This is a genomic window from Aliiglaciecola sp. CAU 1673 (genome assembly GCF_029223185.1).
In the GTDB taxonomy this organism is placed as follows: Bacteria; Pseudomonadota; Gammaproteobacteria; order Enterobacterales; family Alteromonadaceae; genus Bowmanella.
Genome location: NZ_JARHUG010000010.1, coordinates 140,120 through 156,928, shown reverse-complemented (window position 1 = coordinate 156,928; position 16,809 = coordinate 140,120). Strand labels below are relative to the sequence as shown.

12 protein-coding genes are annotated in these 16,809 nt (G+C 49.7%); 5 read left to right on the top strand and 7 right to left on the bottom strand.

Features of this window, described 5'->3' with window-relative positions; all coding sequences use genetic code 11:
* Positions 1-19: 19 nt before the first annotated feature.
* The 4 genes from P2G88_RS11530 to P2G88_RS11515 form a co-directional block, all read right to left on the bottom strand.
* Positions 20-2,074 carry a TonB-dependent copper receptor gene (locus P2G88_RS11530; protein ID WP_275796081.1) on the bottom strand — a complete coding sequence of 685 codons (2,055 nt, stop codon included), beginning with the start codon at positions 2,072-2,074 and terminating at the stop codon, positions 20-22.
* A gap of 95 nt (positions 2,075-2,169) precedes the next feature.
* Complete coding sequence (locus P2G88_RS11525; RefSeq protein ID WP_275796079.1) at positions 2,170-2,589, bottom strand: hypothetical protein; 420 nt, start codon at positions 2,587-2,589, stop codon at positions 2,170-2,172.
* A gap of 167 nt (positions 2,590-2,756) precedes the next feature.
* On the bottom strand, positions 2,757-5,627 hold the full coding sequence (locus P2G88_RS11520) for a glycoside hydrolase family 16 protein (RefSeq protein ID WP_275796077.1): 2,871 nt from the start codon (positions 5,625-5,627) through the stop codon (positions 2,757-2,759).
* A 289-nt stretch (positions 5,628-5,916) separates the two neighbouring features.
* On the bottom strand, positions 5,917-6,660 hold the full coding sequence (locus P2G88_RS11515) for a CPBP family intramembrane glutamic endopeptidase (RefSeq protein WP_275796075.1): 744 nt from the start codon (positions 6,658-6,660) through the stop codon (positions 5,917-5,919).
* Between the two features lie 432 nt (positions 6,661-7,092).
* Here P2G88_RS11515 and P2G88_RS11510 point away from each other — a divergent pair, with 432 nt between their 5' ends.
* Positions 7,093-7,767: a sterol desaturase family protein gene (locus tag P2G88_RS11510; RefSeq protein WP_275796073.1), complete on the top strand. Its 675-nt coding sequence runs from the start codon at positions 7,093-7,095 to the stop codon at positions 7,765-7,767.
* Positions 7,768-8,046: 279 nt separating this feature from the next.
* On the opposite strand, the gene P2G88_RS11505 is transcribed toward P2G88_RS11510, so the two are convergent.
* Both P2G88_RS11505 and rimO read right to left on the bottom strand, forming a co-directional pair.
* Positions 8,047-8,637 carry a DUF3667 domain-containing protein gene (locus P2G88_RS11505; RefSeq protein ID WP_275796071.1) on the bottom strand — a complete coding sequence of 197 codons (591 nt, stop codon included), beginning with the start codon at positions 8,635-8,637 and terminating at the stop codon, positions 8,047-8,049.
* Positions 8,638-8,944: 307 nt separating this feature from the next.
* A complete protein-coding gene (gene rimO, locus P2G88_RS11500; RefSeq protein WP_275796069.1) occupies positions 8,945-10,378 on the bottom strand; it encodes a 30S ribosomal protein S12 methylthiotransferase RimO in 1,434 nt (477 codons plus the stop codon).
* 334 nt (positions 10,379-10,712) lie between these two features.
* On the opposite strand from rimO, the gene P2G88_RS11495 reads away from it, so the two are divergent.
* Together P2G88_RS11495 and P2G88_RS11490 are read left to right on the top strand one after the other, a co-directional pair.
* Positions 10,713-13,013: a PAS domain S-box protein gene (locus P2G88_RS11495; protein ID WP_275796067.1), complete on the top strand. Its 2,301-nt coding sequence runs from the start codon at positions 10,713-10,715 to the stop codon at positions 13,011-13,013.
* Between the two features lie 51 nt (positions 13,014-13,064).
* The gene (locus P2G88_RS11490) at positions 13,065-13,733 is read left to right on the top strand and encodes a hypothetical protein (RefSeq protein WP_275796065.1); all 669 of its coding nucleotides are present in this window, start codon (positions 13,065-13,067) and stop codon (positions 13,731-13,733) included.
* Here the strand turns inward: P2G88_RS11490 and P2G88_RS11485 are convergent.
* A complete protein-coding gene (locus tag P2G88_RS11485) occupies positions 13,722-14,051 on the bottom strand; it encodes a thioredoxin family protein (protein WP_275796063.1) in 330 nt (109 codons plus the stop codon). The two genes, P2G88_RS11490 and P2G88_RS11485, sit on opposite strands and share 12 nt — an antisense overlap.
* A 219-nt stretch (positions 14,052-14,270) precedes the next feature.
* Here P2G88_RS11485 and P2G88_RS11480 point away from each other — a divergent pair, with 219 nt between their 5' ends.
* Complete coding sequence (locus tag P2G88_RS11480; RefSeq protein WP_275796061.1) at positions 14,271-15,695, top strand: MBOAT family O-acyltransferase; 1,425 nt, start codon at positions 14,271-14,273, stop codon at positions 15,693-15,695.
* Entirely contained in the window at positions 15,670-16,809 is a 1,140-nt protein-coding gene (locus tag P2G88_RS11475; protein WP_275796059.1) for a hypothetical protein, read from the top strand. The genes P2G88_RS11480 and P2G88_RS11475 overlap by 26 nt, the downstream gene beginning before the upstream one ends.

The window sequence follows — 16,809 nt, the reverse complement described above, 5'->3', positions numbered from 1 at the left end:
CTGTGCGTTATTTATGACGTTAATCGAAGCGATAATCCACCTTCGCCCACAAGGTGCGGCCCGGTTCGTTGATTCTATCCTCGGCAACGTAACCAGGAATATTGGCGGCACCTTTACTCAGGTATTCCTGGTAGGCTCTGTCCAACAAATTGTCGATGCCCAGACTCACCCGCCATGGTGTATTGGCCTGCCAGGCGGCATTAATGGAAAGAATGCCAAAACCGGCGGTAGGCGTAGTGTCGAGGCCGGCAATACTGCCTTGTCCACTGGCGACTCTGTTCTGTCTATCCACCAAACGCCACAGGGCGCCTAATTGCCAGTTCCCCAGCTGATAACCGGCGCTGAACTTAAGCTCCAGCGGCGGTTGCTGGGCCAGCGGCAGGTCGTCGGTCTTGTTCTCGCCGCGGCTATAAGAGAGGCTGGTTTCCAATTTCAGGTTCTCCACTTGGTAAGCCACCAGCGCTTCACCGCCCCAAATGCGTGCGTCAATATTACGCACGGTTTCCGGCAACATAGGATTTTGCTTATCCAGCAAAATAAAATCATCTACTTTGCCATAGTAGCCAGACAGATCCACTTGCCAGGCTTCAAAGCGGCCCAGCCAACCAAAATCAATCTGTGTGGTCACTTCGGTATCAGTAAAAAACGCTGACGGGCTGTTTTCGCTGCTTCTGGCATTACCAATCAATTCCCAATAATCGGGGAAACGCTCGGCGCGGCCGAGTCCCGCATACCAGGTCTGTTGCCCTTGCTGATACTCCAACCGCATAAAACCGCTATGGAGGTTTTCATCGCGGGTTTCGCCGAACGTGGGGTTATCTACCTTTATGGTCATGGTTTTTGCCAGCTTCTGACGATGATCTTCTGCCTGCCAGTTATCCACGCGCCAGCCGCCATTGATGGCAAGGTTGTCAGAAAGGGGATAGCGGGCTTCGGCAAACAGACCCCATTGTTCGAAACGGCCGTCTTCCATAAGCAGCATATCCTCATAAGGCATCATGATTTGGTTCATGCTCATACGGATACGATGAGTGTTGGCACTGGTGTCCAAACCCGTCTTTAAGATCAAGGCATCAATTTGAATATCGGCCTGTATGCGTCCTCCACGGGTATAGCGGTCGGGGTTCATGGCAGAGGGATTGGGCATCATTATGCTGGGAGTAAAGTCCCGCAGGCTGAAGTTGTCCATCACATGATCCACATGGTTAAAATACCATTGCCCTTCCAGGCGATTGAGCCAAGGCGTGATATCGTCACGCCTGGCTTTCAGGCTGACCTGGCGACGGTCAAACAGGCTGCCGTCCATGGCGCGATCCGCATAGGCCGCCTCGCCGTCACTTTGCCCAAGGCTAAGCATTAGCAGGGTCTTATCATCCGGGGTCCAGGCCAGTTCGGAGTTAACACTCCAGCGCTGATAACGGCTATTTACCTCATTGCTGTCACCGTCTTTATAGTTATCCGACTCAGCATGGCTAGCCAGCAAGCGCAGATAGCCCTGCTGATTGCCCAAGGTCAGATCGGTATTGCCTTCACGACGGCCAAAGCTGGCGACAGTCAGGCTGGCATCGCCACTTAAGCCGCCCTCTTGTAATTGATGACTTTCACGTTCAAACAGCACCGTGGCATTGGCGGGCAGATAAAGTACCGACTGCGGCCCTTTGATGACTCTGATTTGGTCAAAGCTTTGTGGCGAAAGATAAGCGGTAGGCGGATCCATGCGGCTACTGCATCCGCCAAAGAGCAGATTACCGTCATTCAGAATGGTCAGTCGTGACGCTGCCATCCCGCGAAACATGGGGTCGCTGCTGGCCCCACCTTTGCGCACCAGGTTAAAGCCGGGGATGGTCTTTAAAAAATCAGCGCCATCGTGGGCGGGCAAAGGTTGACGAGGTTGCTTGGGATCAAGCAAGACCTCTGTGGGGCTGTCCATCTTTTCACTGGTGACTACCAGGTGTTCAATATCAGCAAGTGGCGCTTCATCGGCCAGTACGGTTGGGCTGAGCAAGGTTGCCATCATTGATGCGCAGAGTGTGAAGGCAGAAGGTTTGCTGGGTAATGTGCTTTTCAATGTCATTGTTATTCAATCCAATAGCGTGGCGCACCAGAAATAAGCACTGATGCGCCAAGGAAAATCTCAAGTAACAGCGCTTTGCAGCGCTTGGCTAAATGTCAGACTGAATAATTGAGGGGAGGGGCGCGGGATTGGGCTTTGGCATAGCGCGCGGCAAGCTCTGCTTGTTGCGCTTGTTGCTGTGGCGTTAATGCATTGGAGTGGGTCATTGCCAAACCATCAAAAACAGGTAGGTCGGCTTTATGATCGTCCAGGTAACCAAAGCTACATTGCACATGCTTAAACCGCTTGGGGGTATTGGCAGGCGGATCCACAAACACAAAGTGGCCGGCTTGCCAGGACGCATCCATGGAGACCCACTTCATATCCCGACCAGTACAAATCATGACAATGTCTTCATTTTCAAAGGATTTGGCTTGCGCCATGGCCATGGATGCCGACCAGGCGCCGAACAGCCCGTTCCCCAGCATCATCAGCAGGGTAAAAAGGGCAATTATTTGGCGTTGTCGGAATAGCAAAGTTGGGCTCTGGTTGGCTGTGCAAGTTAATGGTAATGGCACCAATCCTTCGATGACAAGCCATTATCCAAATAGTTAGAGCTTTATTGATCTGGTACAGCTGAACGGAATAGCCAGCGGCACAGCCTGCCGGTCTCCACCGGCAGGCATTGTATTAGTATGATGAACTAGGGAATAAGACGCAGGTTATCGAGGTGATAAACCGCCCCCTGCGCGCGCGCCCACTCTGGGAAAATCATCACCAGCTTAACTTTCGTCAGATCCAAACCGGCAGCCGCCAGGGTGTCGATGGAAAAGCTATAGTGCTGCCATTGTCCTACCACTGGCGCCTGACCTTCCAGGCTTGCAGAGAGAGGGAACTGGGCATGAGCGCCACCCTCGGCTTCTACCTTAATCAACATTTGCGCACCGGCATCATTGGGCGGTGATACCAATTTGAGATCAAACTCTAAGGTGCCGCCGGAGATGGGACTGACATCATGCACCACGCTGGATTGCAGACCCGAAACGGTGGGGGCGGGGCCGAAGAAATTAACTTCGACAACCTGTCCGCGGGTAGGATCATTGTCAGTGATCTGCTCAAGGCTGGCATTGCCGCAGCAATCCCACAGTGACCAGTGTGGTGCAGTGCTGTCTTCATACAAGGCCAGTTCTGCATCTACGACCACGGTGCTTGGTGTCGGTGGCGGATTATTGGAATCATCGCCATCGCCGCTAAGACGCACGTTGTCAATTTGCACCACCACGCCTTGCTGATTACCCCAGGCCGGTAAAAACACCAAGGGAGTATCTACGTTGGCAAGGTTGAGGCTGGACCCAGGGTGATTGACCAGATCTGCTAATGCTATTTGGTAGTGTTGCCACTGACCAATCTCTGGAGCATTGATTGGGTAGTCACCGGAGCCACAGGGATAGCCACAATCCATTTTGACCACAAATTGACGATCGGTGCGCGGGTCTTCGACGACTTTTAAGTCAAATTCAATAAAGTCAAAACCACTGACATCCAGCTTAAGCGCATTGCCTGCTGCGGTTGCCTGGGTTTGGAAGTACACCACCGATTCATTAGTGTTAAAGGCAATTTGTTTAACCATGCCATAGTCGCTGTCGCCGCTGTGTAGCTGCTGGATATCGAGGCTGCCACTGGCCACAAAACTACCTAAGGCAAAGGGCGGATGATCATATTCGTCAAAGATGACTGCACTCTCCAAACCCTGCATGCTGTATTCATAGCGCACATTGTCAATCTTCAGGCTGATAGGGCCACTGGGCTCCAGCACAAAGGGGTTGAGTACATCGGCAATATTGGCGGCGCCAGGCACAATGCTATTACCACTGGCCAGTAACTGAGCCACACTCAGGCGCACCTCTTGCCACTCACCCAAAGGCGGCAGGGGCACACTGAGATCGCTGACGTTGGGCCAACCACTGTCAATCTTGACCAGCAAGCTGGTTCCTTCACTCAGGTTGTCTACCTTAAGGTCAAACACCAATTGGCCGTATTCCTGCCAATGGCTGAGATCCAATCGCGGAGGGTATTCAAAATAGAGGTTGCCTGCGGCGCTGGTTTTCTCCATGGCTAGCACGGTGCCGCGTCCGGCTTCATCGACTTCAGCGAAGCTAATACCGCCTTCTGGATTGTAACTGTTGTAACTCAGACCCTCGGTGAGGCTATCGGTGAAAAGCGCAAATACAGGGCCTGCACCAATATCACTTCCCTCAGGAGGTAATTCTGGGGCTGAGTGCCCTGGCACTAACTCGGCATCAGGAGATACGGTGGCGCAGCCAGTGCCTTCGTTGGGATTGATGGCACACTCATATACCCTTACGTAGTCAACTTGCAGGCGCTGGGGGAAGATCGATTCATCGATGCCTTTTTCATTCACGTTGCTGGCCCAGGAGCCCCCCACTGCTAGATTCAAAAGCATATGGAAGCGTTCATTAAATGGTGCGCTGCCTTCGCCGTTTACCATTTTGCCGCTCTCATCCAAATATTGGCTGTACCACCCCGCTTCTTGCTGTGTGGCGTAGTGCACGCCGTCCACATACCAACGGATTTCTCCCTCTTCCCATTCGATAGCATATACATGGAAGCCGTCAGCCGGATTGACCCCGTTTGGTAAGCGATAGTCGGCGCCGGAGTGAACGTTGCCCGGCCAGGTGCGACCGTAATGCAGGGTGCCATGAACCCGATCCTCTAAATCACCTGGTAGCGCATCGGCACGGTCGGACTGTGTTTTCAGGTTGACCGCTTCCATAATATCAATCTCACCTGACGCGGCCCACGTGCCATAGACATAGTCGGTGGGGAGCATCCAAATCGCCGGCCATGTGCCTTGCCCATGGGGCAATTTAGCGCGGATTTCAAAGCGCCCATAGCGCCAGTCGGCTTTGTGCTTGGTGCGCAGCCTTGCCGAGGTGTAGGGCAGGGTAGCGGTATTGCTTATGTCGCCCTCAGGCTCGGCGGGGCCGGTGAAGGTTTCTTTGCGCGCTACAATATTGAGTACACCATTTTCTAAAAAGGCATTCTCAGGTCGGTCGGTATAGCATTGTTGCTCATTGTTGCCGCCGCCCCAGCAATTCACCTCAAAGCCCCACTTGCTCTCGTCAATGTTGTCGGCATTAAATTCATCCTGCCATACCAGCTCCCAGTCAGAGACTTTCTGCTGCAGACGAAGATCCATGGTCAGGGGCTGACGTTTAATAGCAAAACGCAAAATCAACTCAGATTGCTGATTGGCTAACAGCTTTTGATCTGCCAAGGTAACGTAAGCTACCCCATTTTCATCCTCGCCGTCTTTGTGCAGCAAGGGGAGCGACGGATTGTCCACCAATAACCGAAAAGGGCCTTCGAGTGTAGTATCCTCTTTGTTTTTGAATTTCACCCTGACCTGATAGCTTTTGCTGGTACGATCGAATGTCGCGGCCGTATGGGTGATCCGCACCCGGTCATCGATGTTTTGCCATGCTGCTTGAGCCAGATTGCAAACACCAACAAGCCCTATCAATAATGGGCTGAAGAAACGTAGCAGCTTCATTTGTTGATGCTCCTTTGTTGATTAAACGGCTTTTGTAAAGCCTGTGTTGAATTCTTCATGATCCTCTTTCCCTCAAAGTCGGTTCTGGGACCAATACTTGCCCCTACACACATGAGGGGAAGGCCATAAACACAAATGAAAGCGCTTACATTTTCGATAATAAAAATCGCTTTAAATGTAAGCGCTTCCAAATTGTGATTTCAGCTTAACCAAATGTCAACATCTGGTTAACAATATGTCAGGTGACAGGGAAGTGAAGAGGGACGCCGCACAGTCGGCGCCCACCGAATCAAGCAAAGGCCGGTTGCAGCTTGTACTGAACCGTGCCACGCCAGCGATAAAGAGCCAGCAGCACCAACAGGTCGGCGATAATCGCCAGAGCACCCGCTTCCAAGCCAAAGTTGCCGCCACTTATCCACTGCGGCAGGTCGGTTAATTGCGGTGTCAGCAACCCGGATTGCTGATGACCACTAACCGCAAAGCCAAACAGGCTACCCTGTGCAAAATTCCAGCCCAGATGAAGGCCCACTGCTAAACCCAAGCTGCGGGTACGGATATAGGCCAGGCCAAGCATTAACGAAGCCAGCGCCAATTCGATACTGGCTATTACCTTGGTCATACCGTCCATATTGGGGTTATCCCAATGCCCCGCGGCAAAAATCAGGGCTACCAATATTTGTGCCGGCCAAATACCGATGCCGTCGAGTAAACGCTGGAATAAAAAGCCCCGGTGCAGCAGTTCTTCGAACAAGGCTCCGAATAAAAACATATACAATCCAGTGATAAGCATCTGTGCACCGGCGTCAGTATTTAGCGCAAAGTGCACGCCTCCCATAGACCAAAGGATCAAAGAGATCAGGGCCAGTTGGCCGATGCCAAGCCCTGTGCCGATGGAAAACTCACTCCACCAACGTCCATTCAGTTTGAGGCCGACGCTACTGAGGGGCTGCCTTTTTAATGCGGTGCAGATCCAGGTCACCAGTAAAAGCAGAACAAAAGGCAGGGGTTCTTGCCATTGTTCGGCAATATTCATGTCGTTTAACAGGGTTCTGATCACGCCATAAAGGAGTTTTGAGGCGCCCAGTACGGCGATAAAGATGATGATCCACCAACCGTTACGTAGCTGGCCTGTAGGGTTTAAAAAGATCTGTTTCGTTGCATTCCTCTGTTGTTATTCGTTGTTCCACTGATGTGTCCTGTGCGCGAACGCGACCATTTAAGTGCACAACAGATGACAAATTAATTATTTATATAAATTAAGAGGTTATATCTTGTCTTAGGCGTGGCCTTAGGAGGTTGACCAGATAATTGGTCAAATTCACCAGATATTGGGCAGCGTATCCGTTGCCTATTGCACAAGTCTGCCTGGATAAGGGAAACGAGTGGTATAGCGTCAGCGTTAGGGCAGACTGTCCATTGGTGTTAATGGCTGAAATAATGGGATGAATTTGAGGGTAAGGCTTTTATGAATAACATCCGCAGCATTGAAGCGTTTCGCCGTCAATATCGCTCTGCCATCAGCCCCAGGTATAACGGCTATCTGCATATGGGCTTTGTGGCTGTGGTGGGCATTGTCTATATTGCCTGGCAACTGCAGGCTGTGGCGGTGTTTGGCTGGCAGCAGGGGCTGGCCTTAATCGCGGTGTTGCTGCTGTGGAATCTGATTGAATACACTGTGCATCGCTATCTGGGCCATCGGCGCACGGTTATCGGCAGGCTCTTCTATCAGCGCCATACCGGCGATCACCATCATTTCTTTGACCATCGGCATTTGGTGCCGGATGACCATCGCGACTGGCGGGTAACCCTGTTTCCGGCCTGGCTGGTGCTGGTCACTGCAGTAGTGGGTTTGCTGGCAGGCTGGGTGGTTAATAGCGTGCTGGGAGCACCCTGGGGCAATCTGCTTGCCGCCGGTTTAATGATGGGCTACCTCGGCTATGAATTTTTTCATTTTTGTGACCATCTTCGCTACGATCATCCTCTTCTCAAGTTGCCCTGGATTGGCCATATGCGCCGTCTGCATCAATTGCATCACCGGCCTGATTTAATGCATAAGAAGAACTTTAATCTAACCTTTCCGCTAGCTGATTGGCTATTTGGGACCTTTTATTGGGAGAGGCCGGAAATTGCTGATATTTGACTAGTTACAACTTTGGAAGGAGCAACGGAAACTGAATGTAGGTCGTTCCTTCGCCTGACGCATTAAACTCCAGTTTAGAAAGAGCACTCTTACCTGCTACCAGCGTTTTATAGTCATTATCTTTCACGCCCCTTCCTTTCACGCATAACGTCCCGTTTGCAAGCAGATTTTATGGCTTTGTTGTGGCCTGTGTTCTTAAGATTTGAGATAAAGATTACATTCGATTAACGGTCTTGCTAAACAGCTAGAACCATTTTCTGCTCACCAAGCAATCGTCTATCAAGTCGGCAATATCACATCAAATACCAGACCCAAGGTCGCCATGTAAATCAGGTAAACAAAGAAAGACTTACAAGCTGTGACAAACCATGATGCTTGGTACATGGTTTTAAACGCCTTAACAAAATACCACAGTAAGTATAAAAGGATTGGTGCTTGTAGTGCTAAGAATGCTTGGTGTTGACTTTCTAATACCTCCAGTGGGCCGATTAGAATCAAAGCCAAATAGCTCACACTATGAAGATGCAGGGAAAAAACGATATTCGACACCAGGTAACTGCTTGGATACATTGCCTTTACATAGAGGGCAAAAAGCGGGAACAAAATGAACATTGCTTTGGAATAAAGATCAATTGAGGATGCTGAATAACCTTCCTGACCAGTAAATGCTTGCTGGAAGCTGGAAAACAGTAGGAAAAATATTACGCTGACGACCAAATAGAGGCGCAGCGGCGGCGTGTATTTCACCCGCATCCCCTGATCATATTCATATGACGCAAGACCTGGTTTTATGACCAGGGTTTTCAAGGTAAGCGACAAGCGTCCATCGATATCTAAAAGCTCGTGAATCGCCTCTTTTACAAAGGGCATAAAAGGCCGTCTATGGCTTTTTGTACTCTGCCCACACTTTGCACAATACTTTGCGTTTTCTGTGAGGATAGCTTGGCAATTTTGGCAGGTGGGGTGCATATCCGTTATCAGTCGCAGTTAGTTACTTGCTGGCCGAATTGGTTTGAACCATATTCTAGCAGGGATAAGGACAGCGTTGTTTAGATTACCAAGGGAGTGGAAATCATCTTATCGTTCTGAGCTAAGGGGCAGATTAGGTCTGAGCTAGTTCAGACAAACAGATAAAAAAACGCCGCAAAAGCGGCGTTCTTCGTCAACTTTGCAGGGATTAAGCTTCTATCCGGCTACCCCAAAGATCGTACTCATCGGAGTGTTCAATTTCCACTTCCACTAGATCGCCGGGTTTAACCTCGGTATCACCGTTTAAGTACACCACGCCGTCGATCTCGGGGGCATCGGCATAAGTACGGCCAATGGCGCCTTCTTCGTCCACTTCATCAATCAGTACCCACATGGTGGTGCCGATACGCTTGGTCAGTTTGGCGGTGCTGATGGCCTGCTGTTTTTCCATAAAGCGCTCGTAACGCTCCTGCTTAATCTCTTCGGAGACCGGATCGGGCAGATCGTTGGCCTTGGCCCCTTCCACATCGGAATATTTAAAGCAGCCGACTCTGTCCAACTGCGCTTCATCCAAAAAGTCCAACAGCATCTGGAAATCTTCTTCGGTTTCACCGGGGAAGCCGACGATAAAGGTTGAGCGAATGACCAGCTCTGGACACACCTCACGCCAGGCATGGATACGCTCCAAGGTGCGCTCGGCAGCGGCGGGGCGCTTCATCAGCTTTAAAATTCTTGGGCTGGCGTGTTGCAAAGGGATATCCAGATAGGGCAGGACCTTACCGGCCGCCATCAGCGGAATCACCTTGTCCACATGGGGGTAGGGGTAGACATAATGCAAACGTACCCAAATGCCCATTTCACCGAGCTTTTCACACAGCTTGTACATATCGGTTTTCACCGGCATACCGTTCCAGAAACCGGTTTGGTGCTTTACATCCACGCCATAGGCGCTGGTGTCCTGGGAAATGATCAATAGCTCTTTGACACCGGCGGCCTTTAAACGCTGCGCTTCATCCAGCACTTCACCAATAGGACGGCTGACCAAATCGCCACGCATGGACGGGATAATGCAGAAGGTACAGCGATGGTTGCAGCCTTCGGATATCTTCAGGTAAGCAAAATGGCGCGGCGTAAGTTTTACACCATGATCCGGCACCAGGTTAATAAAGGGGTTGTGCTCGGGCTTGGGTAAAAAGCCATGCACTTGGTCCACCACAGACTCATAGGCATGGGGGCCGGTAATGGCCAGCACATTGGGATGCACTTCACGGATTTCGTCTTCTTTAACGCCCAAACAGCCGGTCACAATGACCTTGCCGTTTTCGGCCAGGGCCTCGCCGATAGTATCCAGGGATTCCTGCACGGCAGAGTCGATAAAGCCGCAGGTGTTGACAATGACCAGATCCGCATCGTTATAGGTGTTGACTACCTCATAACCTTCGGTGCGCAGCTGGGTAAGGATCCGTTCTGAGTCCACCAGGTTCTTGGGGCAACCCAACGAGATAAAACCAATACGGTTACCCCCGGCAATTTCCATCTCCTGGCCTTGCATTGCCTTTGCGCTTTCGGCCTGTTCGGCCAGCACCTTTTTGGGCGTGTCCAGGGTAGTGGTTTTATTGGGAGTAAAGGTCTCTACAGTCATAGTCTCTCGCTGAGTTGGGCTACCAAACGCCCCAAAATTGACAAGCATAGCTGGGGCGGTAAAAAAGTCGGCGGATTATACAGAAATCTAATGCCGTTGGCAGCTATTTGTGGTTAAAAAATGCGCAAGATGGTCGTTGTTGAACATGACAATTATGAATGCCTTTAAGAGCGAGACCATTGTTTAGAGGACTCATCTATTTCGGCGATAACGGATGATGTTTTGCGGCAAACATTTATCGGTCAGTCTCAACAATTTCAATTGTCAAAAATGAACAACCTGGCTTAGTGTTATTGTTGACTGGATAAGTCGTTCATACAAGGCTCTTATACAGATGTCAGATACAGGTTTAATCTCTGAAGAGTCCATTCTTCAGTCACTCCATACCGGGGTGGTTGTTCATGCTCCTGATAGTCGAATTCTTTACAGCAATCCGAGGGCTGCCGAGCTTTTAGGACTAACCATGGATCAAATGCATGGACGCGATGCGCTTGATCCTACCTGGCAGTTTATTGATGAGCATTATCAGCCACTAAAAATTGAGGATTATCCTGTCTCCAGAGTATTGTCCAGCGACAAAAGTCTGGAAAACATGGTTTTGGGCATTATCAGCCCGATGCATCAACATTGTGTCTGGGTTCTGGTAACAGCCAACCCGTGTTTCGATGCCAATGACATGTTGACACACGTAATCATCAATTTTCATGATGTATCGCATCAAAAGAACCTGGAAGAAGCGCTTCGCCAACAAACAAACCGTTATAAAGAATTACTACGAAATACAAGTGATGGTATGTGCATTGTTAATGCACAAGGTTATGTGGAAGAGGCAAGTGATTCCTGGTGTGAAATGATTGGTTATGAGCGTGACCAGGCAATCGGTATGCATGTAGGGCAATGGGACGCACAGTTTAGTCAAGAAGAGCTTATTTCATTAATAGAAGAAATATTTTCTGGGAATAGACGCGTTCAATTCGAAACAGTACATCGACGGCAAGATGGCACCACCGCAACAGTAGAAGTTAGCGCCGTTCCTGTAGTGATTGAAGACCGTTCAGTACTGTACTGTACGACACGCGACATTTCAGCACGTAAAAAGGCCGAGCAAGAGCTTAAAGACACTTTGTTAAGGCTAAATGAATCCATTAAGGCGGCTAATGTTGGCCTTTGGGACTGGGATTTAACCAACAATAGAGTGACATACTCAAAAGAATATAAAAGCCAGATCGGCTACACCGAAAATGAAATAGAAAACGATTTCAACGAGTGGCAAAGTCGCGTTCACCCTGACGATGTTGATGGTGCGTTGGAGCAAGCCCAAAAAAGCATCGAGGACGGTTCAGAAAATTATGAGGCCGAGTTTCGATTTCGTCATAAAGATGGCAGCTATCGGTGGATGTTTGCCCATGCTTCCATCTTGAAAGATGATCAAGGATGTCCTGTCAGAATGGTCGGTTCGCATATTGATATTACTGAACGAAAAAGACTCGAAGAAGAGCTAAGACACTCTCAAAAGATGGAGGCTGTTGGTCAACTTGCAGGTGGCGTAGCTCACGACTTTAATAACCAGTTAGCTACTATCATGGGCTTTGCCGAACTACTCAAAGACGAACTACAGCATTCAGACCTGATTGAGTATGTGAATAAAATCATTACTGCCGCTGAGCATTCTACCAGCCTGACCAATCAATTGCTCGCATTCTCCAGAAAGAAGAGTTTGAAACTGGAAATTGTAGACATAAACCAATTACTTGAAGACTTGGTGGAATTACTTCGCCGCTCCATTGATAAGAAGGTGGATATTCGACTGAGTTTGAACTCAGAGCAATTTTACGTTAATGGCGATAATTCTCTTGTTCAGAATGCTTTCTTAAACCTTGGTCTGAATGCTCGAGATGCCATAAAAAATGGTGGATGTATTTCAATTTCGACAAAAGCGGTCAAGATCGCAGCTGTCAACGTTGAAGATGCTGTAAGTAACCAGTCAAAGAACGAATATATCAGAATAGACTTTAGAGACACAGGATGTGGCATATCCGAGGAAGATCTCCCTAGACTGTTTGAGCCTTTTTTTACTACCAAAGAGGTAGGAAAAGGGACGGGGATGGGACTCGCATCCGCCTACGGCGCTTTCAAACAGCTGGGAGGCTATATTGAGGTTGATAGTAAAATCGGCATGGGTTCTTGTTTTTCTGTATTTTTGCCTCTGGCTGAATCAGTCAAATATCAAACTGAATCAACAGAACAGAGGAATAACGATACATTAATGGAATCGAAAACCGTTATGTTCGTTGATGATGAACCTGATATTCGGGAATTGTTTGCTTCTTTTCTAAAGGTGTTGGGGCATCAAAGTGTTTTTGCTTCTGATGGTGCGGAGGCTATCGGGTTATATCAAGAACATCGGGATAAAATTGATCTGGTGATTCTGGATATGATAATGCCAATAATGAATGGGAAGGATACATTCATGGAAATGAAGAAAATAAACCCCAATGTAAAAGTCGTGGTCGCTTCCGGATATACAGCGGAAAACTCAGTAACAGAAATGATCGAATTGGGTGTTTGCGAGGTTATCAGTAAGCCGTTTAAGTTGGATGAGATAAAAGACTGCATCAACAAATTTTCCTCATAAACCTAACCTGTTTTGGCCGGTGTTGAGCAACGCTGGAGCAATACTTATTCTGTGATTAAGAAACGTTTTACCTTCTACAAGCACTGGATCCTGGCTAACGGATTAGCAGAGGCTATTGGCCTTGGTGGAACATTGATATTGGCGGGATATGGTGCGACTTTATTTGCAGCGGATAGTCTCTCTTCTCTGCTGCTCGCTGCCTTGCTGGCGATTTTGATGGGAACTGTTTTGGAAGGCGTTGTGGTGGGGATTGCACAGTCGATTCCTTTGCGTGCTTTCGTCCCCGAAATTCCTGTTCGCGCTTGGGTTTGGGCAACGGCCATAGGCGCGGGTATTGCCTGGATGATTGGCATGATCCCGAGCACATTGATGGGACTGAGTAATCTTTCTTCGCCAGAGTCTGTAAGCCAGGAACTTCCTGTGTACCTTCAGTATGGCCTGGCTGTTGTGTTGGGATTGGTAACCGGACCCATTCTTGGGTTTGCACAATGGCTGGTGTTGCGTCGGTATTTTGATAAAGCAAACCGATGGCTGATTGCCAATGCATTGGCCTGGGGATTGGGTATGTTGGCTATTTTTGTAGGGATGGATCTTGTTCCTTGGGGCGCGGGACCACTATTGCAGGGTATAACAGTTATCTTCATCTGTTTTGTGGCGGGGAGTATTGTCGGCGCCATTCAAGGTTATTTTCTAATCCGCTTGATACCACTAGGCCAATAATTTCCGCACCTCGGCTGTCTCGGTCGGCCTCACCAAACGGCCCACCTCAACACCATCACGAAGCCGTATCAAGGTCGGCCACAGCTTAACCTTAAAAGCCCGGCCCAGGGGCTTACCTTTACCATCGTAAATTTTAATATGGCCAAGGTTTGGATAGCCTTTAAAGGCTTCTTCCACCGCAGCACTCGCCGCCATACAGTGGCCGCACCAAGGCGCACCCAACTCCAAAATTGCCTCCCCCTGCAACTGACTGATTTGCTCCAGTGTGGGCTCTTCTTCTGAATACGCAGCCTGAAAGCCGCTTTGGGGGATATTCATATTGTCATTCCTGTTTTGGATAAGGGGAATTAAGGGGCAGTCTGGTGGTAAAAGCAAGTCAGTGATCTGAGATTACCCAGGCGCTGCCAGGATGGGTTTTTGATATTAATACAGAGATTCAGTGAAAATCTGGTCGATATTCTGTTCCGCGACTAGTCTTAAGCCACTTAAAACCGAGAAAACCAAGGGAATGGTTTTAATAACAACAGGTTGGCGCACTTGCTATTTAACTCCCTAAGCTTTGTGGTGTTCTTTGCCATTGTCCTGGCACTGCATTATGCGCCGCTGTCCTGGCGCACTAAAAAAATCAACCTGTTGATTGCCAGTTACCTCTTCTATGCCGCCTGGAACCCGCCTTTTGTGATCCTGTTGTGGATTTCCACCCTGGTGGATTGGCATGTGGCACGCTGGATATTTGAAGCAGATACACAAAAGAAGAAACGCATGTTTCTGGTGTTGAGCCTGGTCACCAATCTGGGCATTTTGGGCTACTTCAAATACGGGGAGTTCCTGCTGCAAAACTGGGTAAGCCTGATGGCATCCGTCGGTGTGACCTACGAGGTTCCTGAATGGTCGATTATCTTGCCGGTGGGGATTAGTTTTTACACCTTTCAGACCATGGCTTATTCCCTGGATATGTATCTTGGCCGGGCCAGACCGGCGCAATCGTTTTTGGACTTTTCGCTGTTTGTAACTTTCTTTCCGCAATTAGTGGCCGGTCCCATTGTGCGTCCCGGGCATCTGATCCCGCAGTTTGCTACCCCACATCTGGCCACTCTCAAACAATTCGGCTGGGGACTGGCGTTGGTGATTTTGGGCTTGTTCCAAAAAGTGATCATAGCCGACAGCTTTCTGGCGCCGGCTGCCGAGGCGGTGTTTGAAGCTGAAAAACAAGTCAGTATGTTGGATGCTTGGTTGGGCACCATCGCCTTTGCCGGACAGATTTTTTCTGACTTTGCCGGCTACTCCACCACCGCCATCGGCGTGGCCCTGTGCCTGGGATTCTCCCTGCCTACCAACTTTCGTTTTCCCTATGCCGCCGCGGGCTTTTCTGATTTTTGGCGACGCTGGCACATTTCGCTGTCCACCTGGCTAAGAGATTATTTGTATATTCCCCTTGGCGGTAACCGTATCGGTCATCTTCGCACTTATGTGAACTTGATGCTGACCATGCTATTGGGCGGATTGTGGCATGGCGCCAGCTGGAATTTTGTGGTCTGGGGCGGCTTGCATGGGCTGTTTCTGGGCATTGAGCGTTTTATCCGCGGACGGTGGGAAAATGTGGCCTGGGCCGGGCATACAGGGGTACAAATTCTGATGGCCCTGCTGACCTTTGCCGCCATCAATATCACCTGGGTATTTTTCCGTGCCCGTGATTTTGAGGTGTCCTCGCGGATGCTGCAATCCATGTTTGGCCTGGCGCCCACCGATGCAGCCACCCCCTTGCCGACCTTGTATATTATTGAAGTGGTGGTGATCATGACCTTGCTGCTCTGTGCGCACTGGCGCATGCGTAACAACAGTCTTGAAGAGGTAGTAGCGCGCATCCCCGCCTGGCTGCTGACCCTGATGCTGTCTGTCATGGTGCTGGCTATCGTCATTTCTCAAGGATCTAACAATGCCTTCATCTACTTCCAGTTCTGATAACTACTACCGTCAGGTCCCAGAAAAACCCTGGGGAAAAATGCTGCTGATCTGTCTGCTTGTCACTGTAATAGGGGTAAGCGGCTGGGAGTGGTTGTCACGCACGATGCAGCATGAAGCGGGTACCTATCAGGACCATTCTGATGCCATGTGGGCTGAGGAAAGGCGCAAGCTGGATAAGCCTGATCATTCAATCAGAATGGTGCTGACCGGCTCCAGTCGCATGTTGTGGGGGGCAGATTTGGATATTCTGGAGCAGGCCTTTGGCACCCGGCCGTTGCAGCTGTCTTTACCAGGCACCAGTCCGGCTATTTTTGTGAAAGACATTGTTGAAAACACGGATTTTGACGGGGTGATTGTAGTAGGGGTGACGCCTTTTTTGTTTAATTGGATAGGCCCTGGTTACTTTGGCAAAGATGCATTGGATGTGTATCACAATCAGTCGCCCTCACACTGGGTAGGCACCCGTATCCACCGTTTTTTATCGGACCATCTGGCCTTTTTGGATGAGGCCTTTTCGCTGGTGGAACTGGTGGATCACTATGTAGTTGTGCCCGAAAGAGCAGGGGCTAAAGTACTGAATGAGCAGGGCTGGAAACTGGGCAATGCCTATGCCGACCGACAAATGGACATGTGGGCACCGGTGGAGGTGCCGGGCAGCTTTGACAATCGTCAGGTAATCAATTTCTGGATGCCCGGCATTCGCCGCCCCATCCCGGAGGATGACAAGCTGCAGGAAATGGCCGATGAGGCTATCGCATTTTTTAAGCCGCTGATCAGCACGCTGCGCGCGCGGGGAGGCGAAATCATTTTTATCCGTATGCCCTCATCTGGTGAGTATTTAAACAAAGATCTTAAAGCCGATTACCGACACAAGGTGTGGGACAAGATGGTGGACGGCTGGCAGGCGATGGCCATTGATTCCATGGACTATCCTGAGTTATCCAGCGAGTTGGACATACCTGAGTGGTCGCATTTGTCCCGAGCCTCTCAGGATCTTTGGTCCGAGCGTATTGCCACCCATATCAAGCTGAGTTTCAAACAATACAGTGGGCATACGCTTGAGGATATTCTGAAGGATGTAAAAATCACTGCAAAGGATAAAGGAGACTAA

Bases quoted from the DNA above. Each gene is read 5' to 3' on its own strand.
- P2G88_RS11530 (WP_275796081.1), bottom strand. From the start codon at position 2,074: ATGACATTGAAAAGCACATTACCCAGCAAACCTTCTGCCTTCACACTC.
- P2G88_RS11520 (WP_275796077.1), bottom strand. From the start codon at position 5,627: ATGAAGCTGCTACGTTTCTTCAGCCCATTATTGATAGGGCTTGTTGGT.
- P2G88_RS11515 (WP_275796075.1), bottom strand. From the start codon at position 6,660: ATGAATATTGCCGAACAATGGCAAGAACCCCTGCCTTTTGTTCTGCTT.
- P2G88_RS11510 (WP_275796073.1), top strand. From the start codon at position 7,093: ATGAATAACATCCGCAGCATTGAAGCGTTTCGCCGTCAATATCGCTCT.
- P2G88_RS11505 (WP_275796071.1), bottom strand. From the start codon at position 8,637: ATGCCCTTTGTAAAAGAGGCGATTCACGAGCTTTTAGATATCGATGGA.
- rimO (WP_275796069.1), bottom strand. From the start codon at position 10,378: ATGACTGTAGAGACCTTTACTCCCAATAAAACCACTACCCTGGACACG.
- P2G88_RS11495 (WP_275796067.1), top strand. From the start codon at position 10,713: ATGTCAGATACAGGTTTAATCTCTGAAGAGTCCATTCTTCAGTCACTC.
- P2G88_RS11485 (WP_275796063.1), bottom strand. From the start codon at position 14,051: ATGAATATCCCCCAAAGCGGCTTTCAGGCTGCGTATTCAGAAGAAGAG.
- P2G88_RS11475 (WP_275796059.1), top strand. From the start codon at position 15,670: ATGCCTTCATCTACTTCCAGTTCTGATAACTACTACCGTCAGGTCCCA.